Below are 460 nucleotides of genomic sequence, written 5' to 3' on the forward strand. Positions count from 1 at the left end.
GATGTGTTAAGTGATTTAAAAAAATATTATTACTCTAGCTGGAAATACGAAACTGGTGGCATTTTATTAGGAAAATTTAATAAAGAGAATAAAGTCATAGAAATAGCGGAAGTCTATGAATTAAAATCTAATTTATTTTCCAGAATACTATACAGGAGGAATGCAAAAAAAGCACAGAAAATAATTAATAAAAGATGGCGTCAAACAGCTGGCGTAATTAATTACGTTGGAGAATGGCATACTCATCCCGGCATGCAAGCGATACCATCTACTACAGATTTAAATTCTTTATCAGAAATTTCATTAAAAGTTAAAGATTCTCTTCCAGGGACTTTACTATTGATTGTTGGCGAAGCGGAAAAAATTAATTTGGTAGTACAGTGTGGAAATGCGTTTAAAATGCAACTAATAACTGAAGATGAAAGCGAGGAAGAGTAAACTGTAATGCATGCATATACAA

At 31.7% G+C, this 460-nt stretch carries 1 protein-coding gene; it reads left to right on the forward strand.

Translation table 11 applies throughout. From position 1 onward, the window contains the following. Positions 1-438, forward strand: a 438-nt coding sequence (locus H6A13_RS13105; RefSeq protein ID WP_204909962.1) for a Mov34/MPN/PAD-1 family protein, incomplete at its 5' end; no start/stop codon positions are given. Positions 439-460 lie beyond the last annotated feature (22 nt).

The organism is Mordavella massiliensis, from assembly GCF_016902415.1.
Taxonomy (GTDB): Bacteria; Bacillota; Clostridia; order Lachnospirales; family Lachnospiraceae; genus Merdimonas; species Merdimonas faecigallinarum.